Source organism: Ornithinimicrobium cerasi, from assembly GCF_003702705.1.
In the GTDB taxonomy this organism is placed as follows: Bacteria; Actinomycetota; Actinomycetes; order Actinomycetales; family Dermatophilaceae; genus Ornithinicoccus; species Ornithinicoccus cerasi.
Genome location: NZ_QZMN01000017.1, coordinates 1 through 21,014 on the forward strand (window position 1 = coordinate 1; position 21,014 = coordinate 21,014).

Consider the following 21,014-nt stretch of genomic DNA (forward strand, 5'->3'; position numbering starts at 1 on the left):
CTCACCGCCATCTCCAGGGTCGCCTGGGTGCCGGTCTCGTTCTGCAAGGACCGCGCCACGGCCGACAGATCCTGGACGAACAGATCCGAGCTGTTCATCGCCGCATCGTCTCATCGCAGGCGCCGGGGACGGCGACCGGCTCACGCTCGAGCATCAGGAGCGTGCCCTACGGGGCGGAGACACCGGGATCTGGCGATGCACGGCCTACTGAGGGGTTCCGGGAGACCTGCGGTTCCGGGCCTTGGCGACGACGTCCTTGATCTTGCGCTGGTTCTCGGGCTTACGTGCCTCGTCGATCACTTTCTTGGCCAGGCCGACCTTGACCAGTCCGCTGAAGATTCCCATGCCCACTCCTCGTCGTCGATTGACGCAGTCGCCGACGGCGACGTGCTCAGTGGCCACCGTAGCTCCTCCGCCGTGACCCAGCCCCTCGGTGCGGATCACACCCCTGCACCCGACGCGTCGACAGCTACTGTCGTGCGCATGAGCGAGGCGACGGAGCCCGTACCCTTCGAGGTCTACGACACCGGTGTCTACCTGCACGGCACCAAGGCGGATCTTGCGGTCGGGGAGATGCTGGTCCCCGGCCGCGAGTCGAACTTCGAGCACGGCCGGGTGATGAACTACGTCTACTTCACCGAGACCCTCGACGCCGCTACCTGGGGGGCCGAGCTGTCGCAGGGTGAGGGCCGTGGCCGCATCTACGTCGTCGAGCCGACGGGCGAGTTCGAGGACGACCCCAACGTCACGGACAAGAGGTTCCCCGGCAACCCGACCCGGTCCTTCCGCACCCGGGAACCGCTGCGCGTGGTGGGCGAGCTTGTCAACTGGGTCGGTCACCCACCCGAGAGGTTGCGGGCGATGCGGCACGGGCTCGAGACCTTGAACCGGGAGGGCGGGGCGCAGATCGAGGACTGAGCGAGGCTTGACGTCGGCGATCATGAAGCATGGATGGGAGAGAATCAGAGTCGTGCCTACTCTCTTCCTCACCGTCGGGCTTCCGGGGACCGGAAAGACGACTGCGGCGCGGCGGATCGAGCAGGAGGAGCACGCTCTCCGCCTGACGAAGGATGAGTGGGTGAAAGCCCTGTACGGGACCGAGAACCCACCCGCAGCTCAGGCTGTCATCGAAGGACGGCTGATCGAGGTCGGCCTGCGCGGCCTCGAACTCGGGATCAACGTCGTGATCGACTTCGGCCTCTGGGGCCGGGACGAGCGCGCTGCCCTCCGGCAGGCGGCCGCCGACCGTGGAGCAGTGGTGGTGATGCACTACGTCGAGCTCGACCCGGCCGAGCAGCGCAGGCGGCTCGACCAACGCCAGGCAGAGTCGCCGCACACGAGCTGGCCCATGACCGAGGGCGAGCTGGTCGACTGGGCCGCCGCGATCGAGACACCGACACCCGGAGAGCTCGACGGCAGCGACCCGATCGGTGCGCCACCCGTCGGCCACGGCACCTGGGACGACTGGCGACGCCACCGCTGGCCGCCGACGGTCCCCTGAGGACCAGCGACGTGCAGGGATCCGTCCTGGAGCGCCCGACCGTCTGGACGGCCACGGCGTCTGGCAGGGTGTGAGCACCCGGATGTGGGTTCGACCGACCTGGTGGTGCGCCGGTCGGCGTTGGGCGGCCCTGACGCGGTCGTGGGTGTTGACCACACGTTCGCAGCGGAGATGGCGGCGCCATACTCTCGACCTGAGACGGTCCTGGATGCCTACGCCCGCCAGTTCGTCGAGGCCTGGATGAGCGAGGACCTGGTGACGATGACCCGCCTGTCCGACGCCGAGCTGGCCCACGATCGTTGCAGAGCTATCCGGCCGATCCCGCGCGTGCACCCGTCTGGGCCGGCTTCCAGGCGAGGAGCCGCACGGCGTCGTGGACACCAACGTCATGTCGACCCGATCTACTCAGGGGTCTGTGGCGGCGGCTCCCGGCCCGTCGTCACCGATCCTGCCCCCTGACGAGGGCTCGTCCTCCGGTGGCTCTTCAGCCCTGGGCAGGAAGATGATCCCGCGCTCGAGATCGACCGCGGCACCACGAGGGTCGTCCGCAGCCTCCGAACCGGGGAGCTGGGCCTCGATCCGCTTGCGATCCCGTTCTTCGGCCAGGTGCTTATGGCCAGGGTTGAACAACTCGATGAGGTCGTCCCAGCTCATGGCGCCTCCCTCCTGGTCCTGACCCTAGCGTCCGACGGACGAGAGGGGGCCGGCCTCGGCATGCACGCCGCCGCAACGGGTTCCGTCCCTCAGTGTGTCGCCGGACGCATCGGCTGGGGCGCTTGGACCACCACCACTGCTTCCATACCCAGACCGTTCCGCCCAGGGCGAGAGCAACCAGTACGGCCGCTGAGACATACGTCCATCCCACCGCTGCGATGCCGAGGACCGGGTCAGCGCCCGACGAGGAACAGGACGATGGTGACCGACGGGAGCCGGAACCATCCTTCAGCGGCGACGACGAATCGCTGGTGGCTCATGCCCTGGACCGTACCGAGAGGCAAGGGCCGTTGTGCCAGGGGGGGCAGTGGGAGCACCATGGGAGAGAGGACGGTAGCGGCGGACGGGGTCGTGATGAAAGCGTTGCAGAGCGCTGTGGTGGTCCTGGCCCTGCTGGTGACGGGCTGTACGGCCGCCGGCACTGGCGGGGCGGACGGGGGGACAACGACGTCGGCGCCGGCCCCGCAGCCCTCGGCGTGCGATACCCCGTGGGCGGAGCCTCCCGAGGGGGCGCGCACGCCGAGGCCGGATCGTTGCAGGGCCAGCTCGACCTGACCGTGGACCGTCTGGAGGGTGGGGTGGTGATTGCCCAGGGGCCACCGGGGGCGGTGCGCTACTGCGTCGCAGGTGCCGCCGACACCGCGGGCAGGCCGCTGGTCGTCGGCGACGTGTTGCGCATCTTCAGCATCACGAAGACCTTTGCCGCAGGGCAGCAGCGACGCCTACTCCTACCATGCGGTGGAGACGGCCAGCGGTGCCGCCGGCGCCGTGGTGTCCACCGCGCCAAACCTGGTGACGTTCCTCACCGCCCTGGAGGAGGGCCGCCTCCTGTCAGTGCGCAGCTGGGACCAGATGACCGACTTCACGACCTTCGCGGATCGGGAGCGTGTGGGTCTGGGCGTGTTCGAGTTCACCGTCGGCGAGCAGACACTCGTCGGGCACGGCGGTGACTTTCCCGGGTACCAGGCACTGGCTGCCTTTGAGCCGACATCCGGAGAGGTGCTCGTGGTGCTGACCAACGACGACAACACGCCGCTGGGACACCTGGTCGAGATCGTCGCAGCCACCTCCTGACCCAGAAGCCGTCCGACCACCGGCCCTGGTGACCTTCCTCTCCGCCTCGCCGCCGGTCAGCTCATCGCTGCACAGAGCTGGGCGGAGATGAGTTCCGTCCCAAGGGCGACGGTGTCGGGCTCCGGTTGTTCAAGGCCACGATCGCGGAGCGAGATGTGGTCGGTCACGATGGCGAGATCCACGGCTGCAGCTCGATCATCATGGTGGTGCCGGAGTCCGACGAAGTCGTGGTGGTGCTGTCCAACGACCAGGAAGTGCTGGCCGGTGAGGTGGCCGAGGACATCCTGTCCAGACTGTGAGCTCCAGGTGTTGTGGTCTGCCGCTGGCTCCAGCGCGATGGCGTCCCGGCGAAGCGCTCAGATCCCACTACCCACGGTCCCAAGAACCACCGGGAGCCAGTCGCAACTGACCCACCCGAGGCATACGCGTGGCAGGGATCGGGACCTGCTTCAGCACCAGCTCGACCCGGCCGTCCGTCCCGCTCACAGCCGTTCGACGCGGTCGGCCTGTGGTCCTCGATCGCTCTGTCGCACCTGGTACTGGACCCGATCGCCCTGATGCAGCGCGTCGACGCCTCGAAGAACCGACACGTGCACGAACAGGTCCGCGCCGCCCGTGTCTGGGGAGATGAAGCCGAACCCCCGCTCCGCGTCGTAGCGCACGACAACTCCCTCGCCGCCGCGCGCCGGGACGTCGGATGCCTCCCGTCGACCCGACCGAGCCCGGGTCGACGTCGCGGGCGCGCCCCGCTGCGTCAAGCTGCGCACCAGGCGCACGTCGCGAGCCTGCGGGCCCTTCTCGCCCACGGCGACGTCATACGACACCCGGTCCCCCTCCCCCAGCTCAGCAAGCCCGTCCGCCAGCGCCCGCACGTGGACGAAGACATCGGGACCGGCCGACTCGGGGGCGATGAACCCGAACCCCTTGTCCCCGTCGTACCAGGACACGGTGCCGTCCGCCCCGTCAGACGCCACGACCTCCTCCTGGGCGGCCTGGGCTCCCAGGGGGAGCAGATGGTCAGCCTGCGGCCCCTTCTCCCCGTCGACGACGAGGAACGCCACCCGCTGCCCCTCACGGACCACGCCGCCTCCGACGATGGCCGTACTGTGCAGGAAGATCTCGGCACCACCGCCGTCGGGGGTGACGAAGCCGTACCCCTTGGCAGGCTCGTACCAAGAGACGGTGCCGAGCAGGCCCAGCGGTATGCCGGCCGCCTGGTCGGCCGTGACCCGCACGTGGCGAGCCTGAGGGCCCCGGTCGCCCTGACCGATCTCGAACTCGACCACCTGCCCCTCCCGGAGCAGCTTCACCGGGTCGTCGCCGACGACCTCGGACGCATGCACGAACAGGTCCTCTCCCTCCTGCCCGAGGGCGATAAAACCGAACCCTCGGTCGGCATCGAACCAACGCACGGTTCCCTCGGTCACGGCTGACTCCTTCTCGAAGCGACGGTCGGTGTTCCCCCAGTGTCCCCGACGGGACTGCGAGTGATCTGAGCCTGGACGTCTGCGCAACCGCTGGACGCGAGGCCAGGAGCCGGGCCAGCCCTGTCGGGTTGGCCGGCACTTCCGTCAGTCTGTTTCGGTTCTGTCGTCGGTCTGGCCCTGAGACGTCGTCCTAATGGAACTGGAAGGTCGCGGTCCGGGTGACGCCGGCGCCGAGGTCGACGCCAAGAGTCCAGCACTGACCGGCCCAGCTCTTGGAGGTCTTGTAGTTGAACTGGTAGAGACCGCCACCAAGGTTCTGGAGCCCAGATCCGCCAGCAGCCACCTCCCCGATTGGCGCGGTCTGCTCCTCCGCGTCACAGGCGGAGCGGACTGCCACTGTCCTGACGCTGTCCAGGTCGGTGACCGGCTCGTCCTCCAGGCTGACGAAGAACGTGAACGGCACGGCGCGTCCGGCCTTCATCAGGTTGACGTCCTCGTTGGTGACGGGGTCGGCGAAGGGCCAGACAACTGGGCTGGGTGTCGTCAGGACCAGTGTGCCGTAAAGGTCGTCGTCGTCCCCGGTCTCCCCGCCGTCGTCCGAGGCGGCATTGCCGTCGAAGGTCACCGAGGTGCCCACCGCCGCCGCGCCCTCCGCGACGAAGATCGCACCGCCCTTGCCCTGACCGCTCTGGGCACGGAGGTCCAGACCCTTGCTCACCCCACCAGTCCCACCGGTGGCGGAGTTGTCCGCGAGGATGACCGTGTCGAGCGTGAGAGCCCCGGACTGCACGAAGATCGCCCCACCGAGGCCTGCTCCGCCTTCGCCACCACCGTCCGGAGCGATCCCTGTGCTCGGCGGCACATCAGTGCCAGCCCCCCCGAATGCTCCGCCGACGCCTCCGGCAGTGAGCGAGCCGCCTCCCCCGGTTGGGGCGCCGCCGCCCCCGCCGCCGCCGAACCCCCCGGCACCACCCGCGCCGCCGGGGCGGCCGATCCCCAGGGCGCCGCCACCACCACCGCTGGCGAACCCACCTGGCTGGCCCTCGGTTGAGCTTCCGCCGAGCAACGGGCCACCGGCACCCCCCAGCAGCCCTCCGCCGGCCCCGCCCGACCCACCAGTCGAAGTGCCCCCGCCGCCACCGGCGCCACCGATGACGTTGTTGCTCACGAGTTCCACGTCCTTCAGCGTGACTGATCCTGCCGCGAGTAACAGCGCGCCACCTAGCCCGGCGCCACCGCCCCCGCCGCCACCTCCACCGCCGCCGGAGACAGACCCGTCGCTGAGGGTGACACCGGAGAGGTGAAGGGTTCCACCGTCGACCGCGAGGATCCTGACCGCTCTGTTGCCGTTGATCTGAAGCAGGTCACCGCCCGGTCCGCTGATCGTCAGCCCGTCGGCGTCCGTGATCGTCGGCAGCTGGGAGCTCAGGGTGATGGTGCCGTTGAGGTCCAGCTGGATGACGTCCGGCCCGGGCGTCAGGTTGGCCGCGCTGATGGCGTCGCGCAGCGTGCCCGGCCCCGCGTCCGCGAGGCTGGTCACCACCAGCGTCTCCGCACTGGCCGGCGAGGCAAGCCCGAGCAGGGCGGTGACGGTGGCTGCGGAGACGGCCATCGCCGCCATCGGGAGCCCCCGTCGCGCGGGTGGCCGGCACGAGTCCTGGACGATGTTCATGGTGCGCTTCCTCGCACGGGTGAGCGGCGCACGAGCGTGGAGTCTCAGGGGGATGCGCTACTCGTGAAAGTGAGTATGGCGGCCAAGCGCGTGGTGCACATCGGGCAAATGCCCTATACGGGATCGGCTGCCGGGTCGCTGGCGGGCGACGCACCGTCGAGGGGTCCTGCGATTCTGCCGCTGGGGGTCAGCTCCGCAGGCGCTCCAGACCACGCCTCACGACGGAGGACCACTGAGGTCTCGAGTAGGCGCTGCACATCGAGGCGGTCGCGGTCCAGAGGCTGGCGACGGCCTGCATGCTCACGAGGGCCTCCACGATCTGCTGAGATGACCCTACGGCTGCCCGCGGGCCCTCACGACAAACCCCGGACTCCGCGTCGTTCTGCGGAACCAGGGCTGGCGTGCGACAACTCGCACAGCGTGAGACACCAAAGTGGAGGTGGCGGGAAACGCACCGCCACGGCCCTGACCTGCGACGACACCCCTGCCCTGCCGCGTGTGCCAGTTCTGTGACAGTTCCGATGGGCACTCTTGCTCACTTGTGCACGGTCCAGTCCCCCGGGGTCACCGGTGTCGGGTGGGACGCGCGTCCCTAGGCTGCAGGGATGGGCGGAGCCTCAGGTGGGACAGACCTGCTCCGGGCCAGCCATCCTGGGCCCACCGTGGCGGTCACCCTGCTGACCGCACTGCTGGCCGTCGCAGCCGGCACCGGCTGGGAGCGTGGGGTGCTGGTGACGACGGCGGTCCTGGCCGGGCAGCCCACCATCGGCTGGTCCAACGACCTGGTGGACGCCGATCGTGACCGTTCCGCGGGGCGCACGGACAAGCCCGTGGCGATGGGCTCCGTCTCGCGGGCGAGTGTCAACGTTGCCCTCCTGCTCTCCGTCGTCGCCGCGGTGGCGCTGTCAGCCATGACCGGGTGGCCCTCGGCGAGCGTCCACCTGGTGCTGGTCGTCGGGTCCGGGTGGGCCTACAACCTCGGCCTCAAGAGCACCGTCTGGTCGTGGGTGCCGTACGCGATGGCCTTCGGCTCCCTCCCCGCTGTGGTATGGCTCGCGGCGGACCCAGCCTCACTGTCCCTGCCGCCTGCCTGGATGATGCTCGTGGGCGCGGTTCTCGGGGTGGGCGCCCACCTCTTGAACGTCCTGCCCGACCTGGCCGACGACGAGCTCACCGGCGTCCGCGGTCTGCCGCACCGGCTCGGCGAACGCAGGGTACGCCTGCTCGCCCCGCTGCTGCTCCTCGCCGGTGCTGTCGTGGTCGTCCTCGCCCCCCGTGATGACATACCGGTATGGGCATGGGCGGCACTGGCGGTCTCCGCGGTGCTGGCCGCCCTGGCCTGGGCCACCCGCGGCTCCACGCCGTTCATAGCGGCGATGCTGCTGGCTCTGGTCAACGTGGCGGGACTGGTGCTGCGCTGAGGAGCACGGCGCAGCTCGGCGGTGGATGCCGGCGGCCCTCTTCAGCGCTCGACGGGTGTGACGACGTAGGGAGTCACGCTGTCTACGACCCGACTTCCCCAGCGCGCACAAAGTCAGGTCGACGCTACCTCTCTGTCGACGTGGTGCCGCTCCCCCAGAAGCGAGACGACAGCCCTCAGCATGGCTCCCGTCAGGATCGTGAACGCAGTGCGGGAAGAACAGAACGAGGACACAGGTCGCCGTGTGGCTCAGGGCGTGGAAGAGAGCGGCGAGCGCGATCGAGCCGCTTGGGCGGCACACCATGCATTGTCGCTAGGCCTCACGGAGCGCGGCTACTAGTTCTATTGACCTCAGGATCGGTGGCCGGCCAGGCTCGGTCCAGGTGGTCGGGGTGGTCGCTCGTTCGCGGCTGTCCATCCTGGTGGTGTGACTCTTTTTTTGCTTGCGCTGCCCCGGCCACCGACATGGTCGGGAGAGCCTCAAGAAGGGAATGCTCTGCTGGTAGTAGCGGTGCCCTCCTGACCGACCCAACATGTCGAGGTCGTCAGGAAGGAACAGCTCATGGGCGAGCAGGAACCGGGTCCGGTCGTGATCGGAATGGACCCGCACAAGCGCACGGTGACGATCGAGGTGATGACCCCGACCGAGCAGGTCGTCGGCCATGGCCGGTTCACGACGGATGAGGCGGGGTTACCGCGATGCTGGAGTACGCTCGGCGTTGGCCTCAGCGGACGTGGGCGATCGAGGGTTGCGAAGGGATCGGGCGGCACGTCGTGGCCCGGTTGCTGCCGCTGGCCGAGCCAGGTGGTGGACGTGCCGGCGAAGCTGTCCGCGCGGATGCGGATCTTCGCCACCGGGCAGGGCCGCAAGACCGATGACACCGACGCCCACTCCATCGCCCTGGTCGGTGTGCGGATGGCCGGGCTGCGCAGCGTCGTCCACGACGAGCAGCTGGAGGTGCTGCGCCTGCTGGTCGACCGGCGCCGCCGGATCGGTGAGGACCACACCCGGGTGGTGTGCCAGCTGCACGCCCTGCTGCTGGAGATCGTGCCTGGTGGGGCCAAGAAGGACCTGTCCGCGGCGCAGGCACGCAAGATCCTGGCTGGTGTCCGACCGCGTGACGTCGTGGGCAAGACCCGCAAACGCGTCGCGCTGGAGATGGGGGCCGATCTGGAGAAGACCTACCGCCGGAAGAGGCGAACAAGGAGCTCACCGAGCTCGTGGCCGCGACCGGCACCAGCCTGCTCGGACTTCATGGCATCGGTCCCTCAGGCGCTGCCCGGCTGCTGGTCGAGGTTGGTGACATCACCCGGTTCCCGACCAAGGGGCACTTCGCGTCCTGGGCCGGGACCGCGCCGGTGGACGCCTCCTCCGGCGACAACGTGCACCAACGACTCTTCCGCGGCGGGAACCGGCACATCAACCAGGTGCTGCACATCATGGCCACCGTGCAGCTGCGCACCCGGACCACCGAAGGACGGGCCTACTACGACCGGAAGGTCGCCGCCGGCAAGACGCCCAACGCGGCGATGCGCTGCCGGAAACGACGCCTGTCCGTCATCGTCTACCGGACCATGCTCAACCGACATCATCACCGCTGCTGGGACGGGCCAGGGAGGACACCGGGGCGCGTCACTGTCATCCAGCGCGGCCGGCTCACAGCCCCACACCGAGACACTTCGGATCAGTCACTTCCCGGACCCGTCACCCACCAACATAGAACCCCCCTCATGACCCCCGCTTGACACAGAAGGGAGCCATGAGCGTAAGTGGCCCGCTGGGGTCGCTGCGTGGAGGGCTAGGTGCCAGGAACCACGTTGCGCTCAAGGTCCCGAAGTATGACGCGAAGGGCCTTGTCGATACGTGAGCTGCTCTCGAGCGAGACATCTGTACATGCGAATCTGGGACGGCCCCTTGCCTGCCCGTCACCGGCGGTGAGGTTCAAGTGTCGTGTCGCAAAGCGACAGCAAGACTGGAAACAAGTGAATGTGCCGGGGCCAAGTAGGGGTTAGATTGGGCTCGATGCGATCGGCTGTCCCGCATCCCTGGTCCAGCAGGTGCTTCAGGAGGGGCGACGGGAGGGTCATGCGCCGAGAGTCTGTGAACACGCTTGATGCGTCCCAGTTCGAGTGGGTGTGTGCCGGCATAGCTGGAGACATCGCCTTCGACCGTGGGTTGACCCCGACTGGCCCGACCCAGGTCATGGCGCCGACAAGTGACGGTGGTATCGAGGCGAAGGTCCCCACTCGCTCAGGGGAACTGGCTGTTCAGTGCAAGGCCTACTCCGACTTTAGAAAAGAAGGGGCCAGTGTGAGGGACTCCTTCGCGACGTTCCTGGACCGGCCCGAGCAGCAGGCTGTCACCACCTACGTGTGGTGCTCTACCTCCCACCGGACGACCGGCTCCGGGGCGGCTCCCCATCGTCGGACGGGGAACGACACGAAGGCCCTGGAAATACTTGCTGAAATGAAAACAGCTGCCCAGCAGAAGGGTCGCGACATTGAGGTAGTGATCTACTTCGCAGGGGATCTCGATCGCGTTATCCGGGAGCATCGTCCGGAGTATTTCCGGGTCATGACGTCGCTGGCTCCGATTCGCCACAACGATGTCGAGCGCTACTCGCGTGAGCGCGTCTCCGACATCCTGCGTCGCCTGGGCGGAGACGATATCCCACAATTGGAATTCCCGGTCCACGAGACTTCGGCGTTCCTGGATCGGTTAGCCAAATCTTCCAGGCCTCCGTACCTTGTGCAAACTGCGGGTATCCAGGGGCTGCTGGGCGAGGTCGATCGCCGCACGCGAAAGACTTCCTCGGATCCGGTGATTGGCGGGGAGTGGCATGCTAACGCCCCTCGTATCCTGGAGATCGGAGCACGCCTCAGGGGGCGGTCGGAGGTCCCGGCCGGCGAGTTGGCGACGCTCTTGACCGAGTTGCGTGCCGAAGCCGAGGCCGGCTTCGAGGCAGTGACCACGGTCCTGGGCGCGCATCGTGGCCATGCCGTGGACGACTCAGCAATGGGCTTTCAGAACCGTTGGATGAAGGAGCTGATCCTTGGTTACTCGAAGTCGCTTCTGACGCTCATCGAGAGCGTGGATCTGTTGAGTTCCGAGGCCAATGCTGCCCTCACCCGACGGCTTCTTGTGACTGGACGGTGGGGGACCGGCAAGAGTTATCAGCTCGCGCATTACACAGGTCGTGCGTTGGACCTTGGCACTCCGGTGCTACTCCTTCGCGCGCGCGACTTTACCCGTGCGGATGCGGCGATTCTTGCGCAGCCTTGGCGAGAGAGTTTCGACAACGAGAATGCCGAGCCCAAGGTCTTCGCGGCAATGCTCGATGCAATCGGGCATCAGACACGAAAGTCGCCCAACGGCGGTGCGGCGCACCGGCAGCTGGTCCTCATCATCGACGGCTTGAACGAGGCGGCAATCACGGACGTACCCGCGGCGCTCGACCGCCTACAACAAACAATCAGTCCGTTCCCGAACATTCGGTTAGTGGTGTCCACGCGACGGGACCGGGGCCCTGTCGCGGACGACTCGATGCCCGAGCTCATGCACGAAGCGCCGGAGCGTGTGACGATGGCGCGCTCGGTAACGCGCGCCCTGAACGCGGCTCCGGGCACGTCGTGGCACGCTGCGGTGACCAACCCTCTTCTTGCGTCCATCGCCGTCAGGGTGCTCACAGCAAGCCCCGGTACAGCCGACCAATTACTGACCAGGGCAAGCCTCTTTGATGCGTGGAGGGACCTACTGATCGACGAGGCGGCAGCCGGGCTCGGACAACCGTCTGCCACGATCCAACGCGTGATCACGCAGATCACGACGATCACCGAGTCCGGGGGCGCCAGCACCGTGGCCGACATCGCGGCCGCCGCGCACCTATCGTCCGACGTCGTCGACCGCATCGTGCAGCGGCTCGCGGATGAAGGATTCCTCGAAACCAGTTCAACGTCCGACGACCTAGTCCGATTCCGCTGGGAAGCCATCAGCGACATGCAACGGGCCCGCCACGCGATCCGCACCGGTGCGACCAATGCGTTCATCAAGGACGCCCCCGAAGACCGCAAACTCGCACTCCTCGCCCTGATCGCTGAACTTCTGCCCACCGAAATCCCTCCACGAGAGCTTCCTGAGCTTCGACTGCCGTCTGTCACAGGGACGCAGCAGGCTAGGGCCTTCGCGCGGTCACTAAGCACACGAGCCAACGAAACTGTTCGAGCGACGACGCTGAAACTGGCAGCGGCGACACTCCGGGGCGAGGATACAACGGCAAGCCAGCTCGTCATCTGGTCGGTGCTTAGCATGCCACGTCGCACCAAACTCGGCTTCGCATGGCTCAATGAACAGTTGCGGTCCACCACAATCGGTGACCGGTCCCAGTTCTGGCCTTCGGGGTTGGAGCAACTTTGCGAGGGGTCCCAATCCGATCAGCAAGCCATGGAGCAGCTACTCAGCTGGTACGCCACCGACCTTTTTCCGTCGCTGACGGCGGAAGACGCGGGTTCGGCGATCGAGATGCTGGCCTGGATGGGTTGCTCCACCATGGCGACCGAACTACCGGCCTTCGCGATCCGCAGTCTGGTAGAGATCCTCTTGAGCTACCCGGAACAGTTCAAGACGGTCTTAGAGCGGCTTCGAGACGTGGACGATGACCACCCTCGTGACGCCCTCTTCACCGCGGCCTCGGGCCTGATCACGCGATGGCCCGCATCGGGGGCCGCACAGATCATACGAGATGCCTGTCGACATGTGCGGGACCATGGCTCCGGCCCCTTGTCGTTCCGCTCCCTCTCAGCCATGCGCGACGTTGTCAGCCCGGACGTGCCGTTGCATCGATTTTTGCGGGAATCACTTCCTGACCTTGGACCTACCCCCTGGCGCCGCGTGAGGCTCCTCATCCGCGACGAGGACCGCGCGGTCTTCGCCGACGGACGCGACCAGCGTCAGGCCGAACGATTCGAAACATGTATCCTCCGGACCTTCGGCATCGGAGCAAGGCATCGAGGGGTCGTGCTGGACGATAAGCCCCATTCCGGCGACTACAGCCACGGGCGGTCCTTGGTCTTCGGGCGCTGGCTTGCCAAACAGTACGCCGAGCATCCCGCAGGCCGCCGCATATCGGTGGGATGGGTTCCCGTAAAGGCAGGAACCCCGAAGAACCCGGAGGTCAACTTCTTGGACGACCCAGGGAACGCCTGGGACTGGTACGTGGACCAACCCAACCTTTGGCGCTGATGCTTCGAGGCTCAGACACCGTTCAGCCCATCACATGGTGGGCCGTTCAGCACCTCCCGGCCACAGATTCCGGCAGCGCACTGATGGTCACCGATCCAGACGGTGCGGAATGGGTCGTGATCCAGGGTGGGTTCCGGTTCCTCTCACCGCTTCCCGAGCCCACGGCGGAGGGGCCCTTACTGCGGCTAGGGCGCGGACTTTGGATAGGTGGCGGGAATGACGATGGACGGCCCGAACCGGGCAGTACGCGAGAGGAATTCGTCGCCGTTGATGATGCCACCTTGGTCACGCTGCCCGGTAAAGAGATCGGTGGTCAATGTGAGGAAGTCGGGCGACGCAGCCGATTCGCCGACAGCTTCTCTCACAAGATGAGAGATGGAAGGCTGATCGCGCACACGCTCACGGGCGGAATCGAGCCCGTTACAGCCAGCCTGCTGGAATGGCTCGGTGCGCGCTGGACCGGCTGGGGCCTGGACTGCATCGACGCGGAAGCCACGTTGGTCATCACGGATCCCGCGGTTGGAAAGGATGGCCCACACGCGGTGCTCGTGCGCAAGACACACCTTGAGGCAGCTCTGAAGTGCAGCGAGCGGCAGCTCACGGTGCAGATCACGGTCACCGATCTGCACGCTCCAATCCATCGCCGTTCAACACCAAGGACCGTGACCCTTGACGCTAAGACGGCATGGGGGAAGTTGAGTCCCGGGAATGGCACTCGGACGCTGGCTTAGCGGCTGCTATCACGCCAGGTGCCGCGGTTGAGTGGCACCCGTAGATGTCTCAGTCTCTCTGCTGAACGTCTTGCTGTTTGCCCGACCGGTAAGCACCTCATAGGAGCCGCCGCACCGATGGCATCAGCCCAACGGCGGGTCTTCCTTAAGTTGTTGAGCGCCGGGTGGCTCGGTGGCAAGAGTCTCCGCACCCTCGCTGGCGATAGAGGCGTTCGCCAGGTATTGCGCGAGGGGATCCGGCTGTACTTGTGAAAACAGTCCCGTCGTAGAGTCGGGTAGGTGCAGCTTGAACGGCCAGGCGACGTCTGAGTATAGCGCTTTGCATAAGTCGTGTATTGCCGCGGTGTCGTACTGCCAAGGCGAGAACTGGCGGAAGGCGGCAGCGATCGCGGAGTCCGCCTCAAGGTCAAGGGCAAACAATGGGTAGGTGCGCCCTCCCCATACTCCCTTTAGCCCTAGACTTTCGAGCAACATAAGATTCGAAACGTCTCTGCTCTCGCCTCTGGCGCCCTTGTCAAAGTGAAGAAGCGATATTGCATATGCGACTTCAAGAGACAGGGTCATGTACCGCTCTGTGCACTTACTGATCACCCGAAAGCCAGTATCGATACTGGGTCCGAAGTAGTCATAGAGATATCGCTGATGCGCGGGGGGAGCCTCGATGGCCTCCTGATTCAACACTACGACGTCACGGCCCGAGGTTTCAGAGGCAGGATCGCGAGGGATGGTGGACTGACTGTCTGGCCCTGGAAAAGTGGCTATGAAGGCACCGCCTTTCACGCCCAATTGGGTGTCGTCAAGATGGTTGTTCTTGTACGCGCTCATGGTCTCATGCCAGATCGTCACTGCGTCATAGATGTCCGCCTCGCTTCGTACGTCGCAGGTAAATATCAGCTCGTCTCCGACCGGCTTCCACAGTTTGAACTCTATATGCTCAGCCCCCATCGCTTTCTGCTCTAAGTAGAGCTGCTGCGGAAACTCCCGATAGAACTGAAGGAAGACCTTCTGCCACGGCGTCTCAGAACCAGGGTTTGGGCGTTGCTTGAACGCAGTTGAACCCGTCAGGTCGCATGAGAGAAAGAGTTTGCTATGGCACCCGCTTGTCTCCGTTGTCACTGAAGACCAAGTACCTGCGCCCGAACGTTAGCGGCAGCCGGACTTACGCCGAAATGGTTCGCCACTTCCCATTCGTCACTTTCCAGGCGTTGCCAGACGCGCTTGAAATCGTCCGCGGGCATGAGTAGTGCCGACGCAAAAACGTTCGCTTCCGTCTCGGCTCGGTTGCGACTACCTCGGTTGAAGATCTTGGCGCCCGTTGACTGAGAGTACAGGTAGTGCAGGAAATAGTGCCCCAATTCATGCGCCATCGTGAACCTATCGCGGCTGCGAGAAGTGAAGTGCGGCAGAAATATGGTGAATTTTCCGGGCTCGTATACAATCGTTGATTCTGGCCCGTCACCATAATCCCACTGGCCACCTAGTTCACCTATTAGGCGCTCGAGGTCAGCACGGCCGCCGGAATAGATGGCATGGTGCTCGCCGATGCGCTGCGCGTAATCAGCGATGGCGGCATTAGTCAAGTTCGCTGGCTCAGTTGTGACACTCACTTCTTGGCTCCTCCTGCGCAGCCTCGAGGCAGCGCCTGCTGGTCGCTCCCTCACGCCTACAGGATGGCATACGGTGGGGACAGACCCGCCTGGGCTCGCGGCGAGGACTCCTCCCGTAGATGCGAGGCCGACTCCTGCCCCAGCGCTGGGCCGAGGCGAGGCGGGTGGATGTGGGCCGGTTCCACCTAGGCTCGGCGTGATGGCGGCATTTGTCCTTGGCAGTAGGCTCCAAGTTAGCGCTGCGATGGGCGACCCGTACGGCGTATCGCGTCCGAGCCTCCGCCAGCGTCCTGTATTCGGCGTGTCAGCGATGTACCGACCCTCCACGCGCGCGGGTCACAGGCAGATCCCTGATGACCGTGCGCTCATCGCGGGGTCGTGATGTCACGACCGCCGGGCGGCACTCGTTGGTTATCCGACCCGTGGCGGCGTGACGACGGTCACGACATCGCCACCGGGGAGACGGCCAGGAGGTTGGTAGTCCGACTCGTTATGGCCCCGCGGGTCTTACATGCAGCGGGCGGCGTCCGCCCCTCGTGCTGGCGCCACTCCCCCATCGCCAAGATCCGCCGCCTTCTTCAGTCCGCCCCTGGTGTCGTAGGTACGCGCGCGCGCCCTCGCTAGGACTCAATCCACGAGCAGCGCCCGCGCTGGCCCATCCGGGTTCTCTGCCGCGCGAGTTGCCCACCACCCCGGGAGGCACCATCTTGTGACCTCCATGGCCAGAACGTTCGATGGAACCATGCACTTCGGTTACTTCGTCCGCAGCCATCATGACCCCATCGCATGCCTGCGAGTCGCGCCGTTGCAAAACTTCGGCGATAAGGCCTGACAATGCACAGCGTGAGTCGAGGCGGCGGGGAATACACCCTCACAGTCCTGACCTGCGACGATGAGCCTTGCGGCGTATGCCAGTCCGTTGACAGGCCCGATGGGCACTCTGGCTCACTTGTGCACGGTCCACCTCCCGCGGTCACCGGCGGCGGGGTAGCGTCCAGAGGGTAGTCCGCGCCGAACTTGATCGTGACCCCGTCGCCCTCTGCGGCGTCCGACAGGTCCTCGGCCGGGGGTGGCAGCATGAGACCTGAGCGAGCAGTCGCATCCCGCTAAGGGGTTCGCGTAAGGCGAGAAGATCTGGAGGGCTGGCGTCGATGACCTCAGTGGACGTGGTGGATGCGGTGGTCGTCGGCGCGGGACCCAATGGTCTGGTCGCAGCCAACGCGTTGGTGGATGCCGGGTGGGACGTGGTGCTGGTCGAGGCCAACGACCAGGTCGGTGGCGCCGTCCGCAGTGCGCAGGTGACGGCACCGGGGTTCGTCAACGACCTGTTCAGCGCGTTCTACCCGTTGGCCGCAGCCAGCCCGATCATGCGTGATCTGCACCTGGAGCAGCACGGTCTGGTCTGGCGCAAGGCGCCACGGGTGCTGGCGCACGCCCTGGACGACGGGTACGCAGCCCTCCTTCACGACCGCGCCGAGGACACGGCCGCTGAGTTCGACAACGACGCCGCCGGAGACGGTGAGGCGTGGCTGGAGCTGGTGTCCGGTTGGGACCGTGTCCGGGACCCCCTGCTTGATGCACTGTTCACCCCCTTCCCGCCGGTCGTCTCCGCCGCCCGCATGCTTCGCCGCCTCGGCGCTGGCGACACCCTCGACTTTGCCCGTCTTGCGGTGCTGCCGGTGCGGCGCCTCGGTCAGGAACATTTTGCCGGTCAAGGGCCTGGGTTGCTCCTCACCGGCAACGCCATGCACAGCGACGTTCCTCCGGACTCGGCTGGCAGCGGCATGCTCGGGTGGCTGCTCACCATGCTGGGGCAGGACGTGGGGTTCCCGGTGCCGCAGGGTGGTGCGGGGGAACTTGCGAACGCCCTGAGGCGACGGGCTGAGAGCAAGGGAGCCCTGATCCGGACAGGCACCGTGGTGAGCGCGGTGATCGTGGACAACGGGCGGGCGTCGGGCGTGCGGTGCGCGGACGGGACGGTGATCCGATCCCGACGCGGCGTCCTGGCCGACGTGCCGGCGCCATCGCTCTACCGCGACCTGCTGGCCGGCCACATCCTGCCCTCGCGCCTCCATCGCGACCTTGACCGTTTCCAATGGGACAACCCGACGATCAAGGTGAACTGGGCGCTGGACCGGCCGGTCCCGTGGCGCCATGAAGGCACTCGTGGTGCTGGCACCGTGCACCTGGGGGTCGACTCCGACGGCTTCGTCGACTTCGCCGCTGACCTGTCGGTCGGTCGCACGCCGCAACGACCGTTCGTCCTGTTCGGCCAGATGACGACCTCCGACCCGACACGTTCTCCGGCGGGCACGGAGTCGGCGTGGGCCTACACGCACGTCCCGCACGGGATCGACTGGACCGGTGCTCGGCTCGCTGAGCACGTGTCGCGGATCGAGGGATCCGTCGAGCGGGTCGCACCAGGCTTCCAGGACACCCGTTTGTCCCGCCACGTGCAGTCCCCCGCGGACCTGGAGCGCGCGGACGCGAACCTGGTGTCAGGTGCGGTCAACGCCGGCACCTCAAGTCTTCACCAGCAACTCATCTTCCGACCTACCCCAGGACTTGGTCGTCCGGAGACGCCCGTGCCCGGCCTCTACCTCGCAAGCGCGTCCGCGCACCCCGGTGGTGGTGTCCACGGCGCGCCGGGATGGAATGCCGCACGCGCTGCACTCCGGGCTAACGGCCGACTCACGGGCGGGGTGCGGCGTGCGCTCACGCGCACCGCATGGGACCGGCTCCTGCCCCGCGGGTGAGGGGGCGGGCGCATTCCCGATGGGAGTGCGGCGACCTGGGACCAATGTGTCAGGCGCTCGTCTCGCCGCTGCGGAACCGCCCCTCGGCCAGGAGGGCCAGCCGCCTCAGCGCCTCGACGTTGCGCGGGCCGATCCCGAGCTGACGGACCGGCCGGGCGATCATCCTCCCCGGACCCTTGGTGGCGTCCTCCTCGATCCTGATCGTGCAGGCGTCCTCTCCGCGGGGGGTGATCGAGATGACGACCCGAGCCTCGCCGACGGGCCAGCCACGCGCCGTCATCACCAGGCTGGAGGGCTCGGTGGAGGCCTCCACCCTCGTCGTGTCGTTGAGCAGTGCCGGCCACAGGCCGAAGGAGTGATGGATGCATGCGCCCTCCGCGGGCCAGGCCACGTCGACGTCACGTACGCGGGCCGCGCCCACCACCCAGGTCGCATAGGACCACCCGTCGGACAGCACGTCCCAGACCGCCTGTCTGGGCGCCTGCACCTCCCGCGTCACAGTCACGACTCCATCGCTGCTGTCCGTCATGGCCTGGACAGGTGGTGTGCCGACGGTGACGGCCTCCGGCCCGGCCCCGGCGCGCCCGTTACCGCGCGTAAGGGGTCGACCCCACTTCCCATGGACCGCCTCCCCTCCAGGCAGCGGCCCCAGGACGTTGCCGGGTGAGTTCTCCACCTGCCCTCGGCCAAGCCCGCCCACACGCATGAGCGGTGTCACCACGAGGTCGAAGACCGCAGGCGCCAGCCGGAACCCCGCGACCGTGAGGTGGTTGGCCAGTCCGACGGACGCCTCTCGACGCGGCACCCTGAGTGCTCGGACAACGGCGCGGGCCACCTTCTCCGGGGGGTCGACCGGGGGTGGTGGGCGACCGTGACGGTGCAGGTACGTCCCTGCCTGCAGGTAGACGGGGGTGTTCACGCTCCCGGGCGAGACCAGACTCACCCTCACGCCCGCCGTGCTGCGGGCCTCGATCTGCAGGGTCCGCACCAGGCCATGGACTCCCCACTTCGGTGCGACGTAGGAGCTCATGTACGGCGTACTGATCTTGCCCAGCAGCGAACCGACGACGACCAGGCTCCCACCGCCCGTCGCCGCGAACTCCCGCAGGGTGCGCCGGGCGACGTTCGCGGTGCCGGTCAGTGTCGTCTCCACGCACCTGTTGAAAACCTCGGCCGGCACGTCCTCGAACCGTCCATACGCCAGGACCGCAGCAGAGTGCACCACACCATCGAGCGCGCCGAAGACCCGGCGAGCCGCGTCGAACGCAGCATCCAGCGCCTCCTCGTCCCGCACGTCCGTCACGCTGACCAGAGCCCTTGCCCCGCGATCCTCGCACTCCTTCCGCACGGTCTGCAGGACGTCCCCCGACCGTGAGAGAAGAACCACGTTGACACCCTCCTCGGCGAGCTGCAGGGCCGTGGCACGTCCGATGCCGCTGGATGCACCGGTGACGAGCACTGTCCTGACGGTGTGGGTCATGCTCCACAGTCTGGAGGTTCGCCCGGTCGGGTGCCCCTCCATCCAGCACCGTGCACGGCTGCCGCGCTACGACCCGACGGACCAGCCCACGCTGCCCATCATCATCGCTGCTGCTCAGCCGTAGTCCATGGCTCTCAGGTAGCGGCGGGTAATCAGTGACTGCGCGACCCGCCCCAGCGGTCCGGCCAGCCGTGCCGTCGTCGTGGCGGGCCTGGAGCACGCGGTGATCGTGAGGATCAGGCGACCATCACGGCGCTGCTCGAGGAGGAACCGTTCCTCGCCGGCCTCCGGGTGGCCGGGCAGGGTGCCGTAGCTGAAACCTTTGCGGTGCGGCTCGTCGATGACGTCCACCACCCGGCAAGGGATCCGCAAGGACAGGACACCCCAACCCAACCGCAGCAGGACCACTGACCCGACCTGCAACGGGTCGTCTGACAGTTGCACCGTCAGGCCGGCCGCGCTGTGCATCCGGCCGCCCAGCAGTGCCTGGGCGGTCACGGCAAAGTCCCGGCGACCCAAGACGGTCGACCGCTCGAAGCGTCGGAAGCCACGCGGTGGCGCACCAGCCACGACACCGACCGGAGCGTAGGAGAACGGAACCGCCCGCAGGGCAGCCGCCTCCGCCTCATCCAGGCGAGATACCGACACCGGAACATTATGCTGGTCTAACTGACCCCCCACGCCCCCAGCGGCCGCCTGGGTCGACACGGCACCCATATCCGCACCCGCCGAAGAGCGCACACCGCTCCTCGGCCCGGCTTCCGTGACAGGCGCCCGGCCGAGGGTCCCAACGCCGACGCGCGCAGCCGGACGATCCGGCACGCGCGTGGGCCACCGTCCTCGCCTCCGGGACAGGGCGTCGTCCACCGCCCAGCCGGGGGTCAGTTGGTCTGCTCCGCCGCCTGCTCCTCGGTGAACTCGGCCAGCGCGGGGAGCTGCTCCGGGCAGAGCGTGTAGATCGCCACCACGATCTGGGAGGCCGCCAGCTCCTGCTCGTCCGTCCCCTCAACCGTCTGGGCGCGCAGCGCCAACTCGCCGATCGTGGTGCCCTCGTCGAGCTTGGTGCAGACGTCGTTACCGATGAAGAGCAGCTGCTCGTCGGGCTTGCCCTCCGCCGCGGCCATCCGGCGAACGCTCGCCAGGTAGCGCTCCTCCGGGGAGCCGGCGACAGTAGTCACCGCGGCGTCGTCGGCGGGCAGGGGTGCCGCGGACGATTCGGCGACCTGGTCGACTGCAGCCTGGTTCACGGTGGTCGCCTCGACGACGTCTCCCCGACCGCCGGCACATGCGCCCAGCAGGAGGGCGCAGGCGGTCAGTGCCGGAATGATGGAGATCCCCCGAGTCATGGGTCCATGCCTATCAGATGCGCGGGTGCAGGTCGCAAGCCGCATGG

The 21,014-nt window shown here is 67.1% G+C and carries 18 protein-coding genes and 1 pseudogene; 9 read left to right on the plus strand and 10 right to left on the minus strand.

All coding sequences use genetic code 11. The features are described 5' to 3' along the window. Nucleotides 1–204 precede the first annotated feature (204 nt). Nucleotides 205–345 carry a hypothetical protein gene (locus D4B81_RS18580; RefSeq protein WP_202613732.1) on the minus strand — a complete coding sequence of 47 codons (141 nt, stop codon included), beginning with the start codon at nucleotides 343–345 and terminating at the stop codon, nucleotides 205–207. 138 nt (nucleotides 346–483) lie between these two features. On the opposite strand from D4B81_RS18580, the gene arr reads away from it, so the two are divergent. Together arr and D4B81_RS16250 are read left to right on the plus strand one after the other, a co-directional pair. Continuing rightward, nucleotides 484–918 carry an NAD(+)--rifampin ADP-ribosyltransferase gene (arr, locus tag D4B81_RS16245; protein ID WP_122263734.1) on the plus strand — a complete coding sequence of 145 codons (435 nt, stop codon included), beginning with the start codon at nucleotides 484–486 and terminating at the stop codon, nucleotides 916–918. A gap of 52 nt (nucleotides 919–970) precedes the next feature. After that, complete coding sequence (locus D4B81_RS16250) at nucleotides 971–1,501, plus strand: P-loop nucleotide/nucleoside kinase family protein (protein WP_237566063.1); 531 nt, start codon at nucleotides 971–973, stop codon at nucleotides 1,499–1,501. A 405-nt stretch (nucleotides 1,502–1,906) separates the two neighbouring features. Here the strand turns inward: D4B81_RS16250 and D4B81_RS16255 are convergent, their stop codons facing one another. After that, nucleotides 1,907–2,155 carry a DUF6191 domain-containing protein gene (locus tag D4B81_RS16255; RefSeq protein WP_122263735.1) on the minus strand — a complete coding sequence of 83 codons (249 nt, stop codon included), beginning with the start codon at nucleotides 2,153–2,155 and terminating at the stop codon, nucleotides 1,907–1,909. A 687-nt stretch (nucleotides 2,156–2,842) separates the two neighbouring features. Here D4B81_RS16255 and D4B81_RS16265 point away from each other — a divergent pair. After that, the gene (locus D4B81_RS16265) at nucleotides 2,843–3,289 is read left to right on the plus strand and encodes a serine hydrolase (protein ID WP_272914079.1); all 447 of its coding nucleotides are present in this window, start codon (nucleotides 2,843–2,845) and stop codon (nucleotides 3,287–3,289) included. 125 nt (nucleotides 3,290–3,414) lie between these two features. Then, nucleotides 3,415–3,588, plus strand: coding sequence for a hypothetical protein (locus D4B81_RS16270; protein ID WP_161965226.1), 174 nt, complete (start codon nucleotides 3,415–3,417; stop codon nucleotides 3,586–3,588). A 183-nt stretch (nucleotides 3,589–3,771) separates the two neighbouring features. Here D4B81_RS16270 and D4B81_RS16275 read toward each other — a convergent pair whose 3' ends face one another. Next, nucleotides 3,772–4,716: a cold-shock protein gene (locus D4B81_RS16275; RefSeq protein ID WP_122263739.1), complete on the minus strand. Its 945-nt coding sequence runs from the start codon at nucleotides 4,714–4,716 to the stop codon at nucleotides 3,772–3,774. A 190-nt stretch (nucleotides 4,717–4,906) separates the two neighbouring features. Next, nucleotides 4,907–6,388, minus strand: a complete 1,482-nt coding sequence (locus tag D4B81_RS19205) for a PxKF domain-containing protein (RefSeq protein WP_161965227.1) — start codon at nucleotides 6,386–6,388, stop codon at nucleotides 4,907–4,909. 605 nt (nucleotides 6,389–6,993) lie between these two features. On the opposite strand from D4B81_RS19205, the gene D4B81_RS16300 reads away from it, so the two are divergent. The 4 genes and pseudogenes from D4B81_RS16300 (at nucleotide 6,994) to D4B81_RS16310 (ending at nucleotide 13,047) form a co-directional block, all read left to right on the plus strand. After that, nucleotides 6,994–7,809: a UbiA family prenyltransferase gene (locus D4B81_RS16300; protein ID WP_122263743.1), complete on the plus strand. Its 816-nt coding sequence runs from the start codon at nucleotides 6,994–6,996 to the stop codon at nucleotides 7,807–7,809. Between the two features lie 633 nt (nucleotides 7,810–8,442). After that, nucleotides 8,443–8,802, plus strand: a pseudogene (locus tag D4B81_RS19350) (IS110 family transposase); the annotation flags it as partial. A gap of 227 nt (nucleotides 8,803–9,029) precedes the next feature. Further along, nucleotides 9,030–9,554 carry a transposase gene (locus D4B81_RS19005; protein ID WP_237566064.1) on the plus strand — a complete coding sequence of 175 codons (525 nt, stop codon included), beginning with the start codon at nucleotides 9,030–9,032 and terminating at the stop codon, nucleotides 9,552–9,554. Nucleotides 9,555–10,119: 565 nt separating this feature from the next. Beyond that, nucleotides 10,120–13,047 (plus strand): NACHT domain-containing protein, encoded by a 2,928-nt coding sequence (locus tag D4B81_RS16310; protein WP_161965228.1) that lies wholly within the window; start codon nucleotides 10,120–10,122, stop codon nucleotides 13,045–13,047. Between the two features lie 185 nt (nucleotides 13,048–13,232). Here the strand turns inward: D4B81_RS16310 and D4B81_RS18275 are convergent, their stop codons facing one another. The 3 genes from D4B81_RS18275 to D4B81_RS16315 all read right to left on the minus strand — a co-directional run bounded on the left by D4B81_RS18275 (nucleotide 13,233) and on the right by D4B81_RS16315 (nucleotide 15,385). After that, nucleotides 13,233–13,676, minus strand: coding sequence for a hypothetical protein (locus tag D4B81_RS18275; RefSeq protein ID WP_161965229.1), 444 nt, complete (start codon nucleotides 13,674–13,676; stop codon nucleotides 13,233–13,235). 225 nt (nucleotides 13,677–13,901) lie between these two features. Next, nucleotides 13,902–14,894, minus strand: a complete 993-nt coding sequence (locus D4B81_RS18280; protein ID WP_161965230.1) for a hypothetical protein — start codon at nucleotides 14,892–14,894, stop codon at nucleotides 13,902–13,904. Further along, nucleotides 14,891–15,385 carry an ImmA/IrrE family metallo-endopeptidase gene (locus tag D4B81_RS16315; protein WP_122263745.1) on the minus strand — a complete coding sequence of 165 codons (495 nt, stop codon included), beginning with the start codon at nucleotides 15,383–15,385 and terminating at the stop codon, nucleotides 14,891–14,893. Before D4B81_RS16315 ends, D4B81_RS18280 begins: the two co-directional genes overlap by 4 nt. Before the next feature lie 1,151 nt (nucleotides 15,386–16,536). On the opposite strand from D4B81_RS16315, the gene D4B81_RS16320 reads away from it, so the two are divergent. Next, nucleotides 16,537–18,141: a phytoene desaturase family protein gene (locus D4B81_RS16320; RefSeq protein ID WP_122263746.1), complete on the plus strand. Its 1,605-nt coding sequence runs from the start codon at nucleotides 16,537–16,539 to the stop codon at nucleotides 18,139–18,141. 49 nt (nucleotides 18,142–18,190) lie between these two features. Here D4B81_RS16320 and D4B81_RS18585 read toward each other — a convergent pair whose 3' ends face one another. The 3 genes from D4B81_RS18585 to D4B81_RS16340 all read right to left on the minus strand — a co-directional run bounded on the left by D4B81_RS18585 (nucleotide 18,191) and on the right by D4B81_RS16340 (nucleotide 20,868). Beyond that, entirely contained in the window at nucleotides 18,191–19,621 is a 1,431-nt protein-coding gene (locus D4B81_RS18585) for an SDR family NAD(P)-dependent oxidoreductase (RefSeq protein ID WP_202613733.1), read from the minus strand. A gap of 114 nt (nucleotides 19,622–19,735) precedes the next feature. Then, nucleotides 19,736–20,338 carry a DUF1990 family protein gene (locus D4B81_RS16335; RefSeq protein WP_122263747.1) on the minus strand — a complete coding sequence of 201 codons (603 nt, stop codon included), beginning with the start codon at nucleotides 20,336–20,338 and terminating at the stop codon, nucleotides 19,736–19,738. 164 nt (nucleotides 20,339–20,502) lie between these two features. Continuing rightward, entirely contained in the window at nucleotides 20,503–20,868 is a 366-nt protein-coding gene (locus D4B81_RS16340; protein ID WP_161965231.1) for a DUF732 domain-containing protein, read from the minus strand. Between the last annotated feature and the right edge of the window lie 146 nt (nucleotides 20,869–21,014).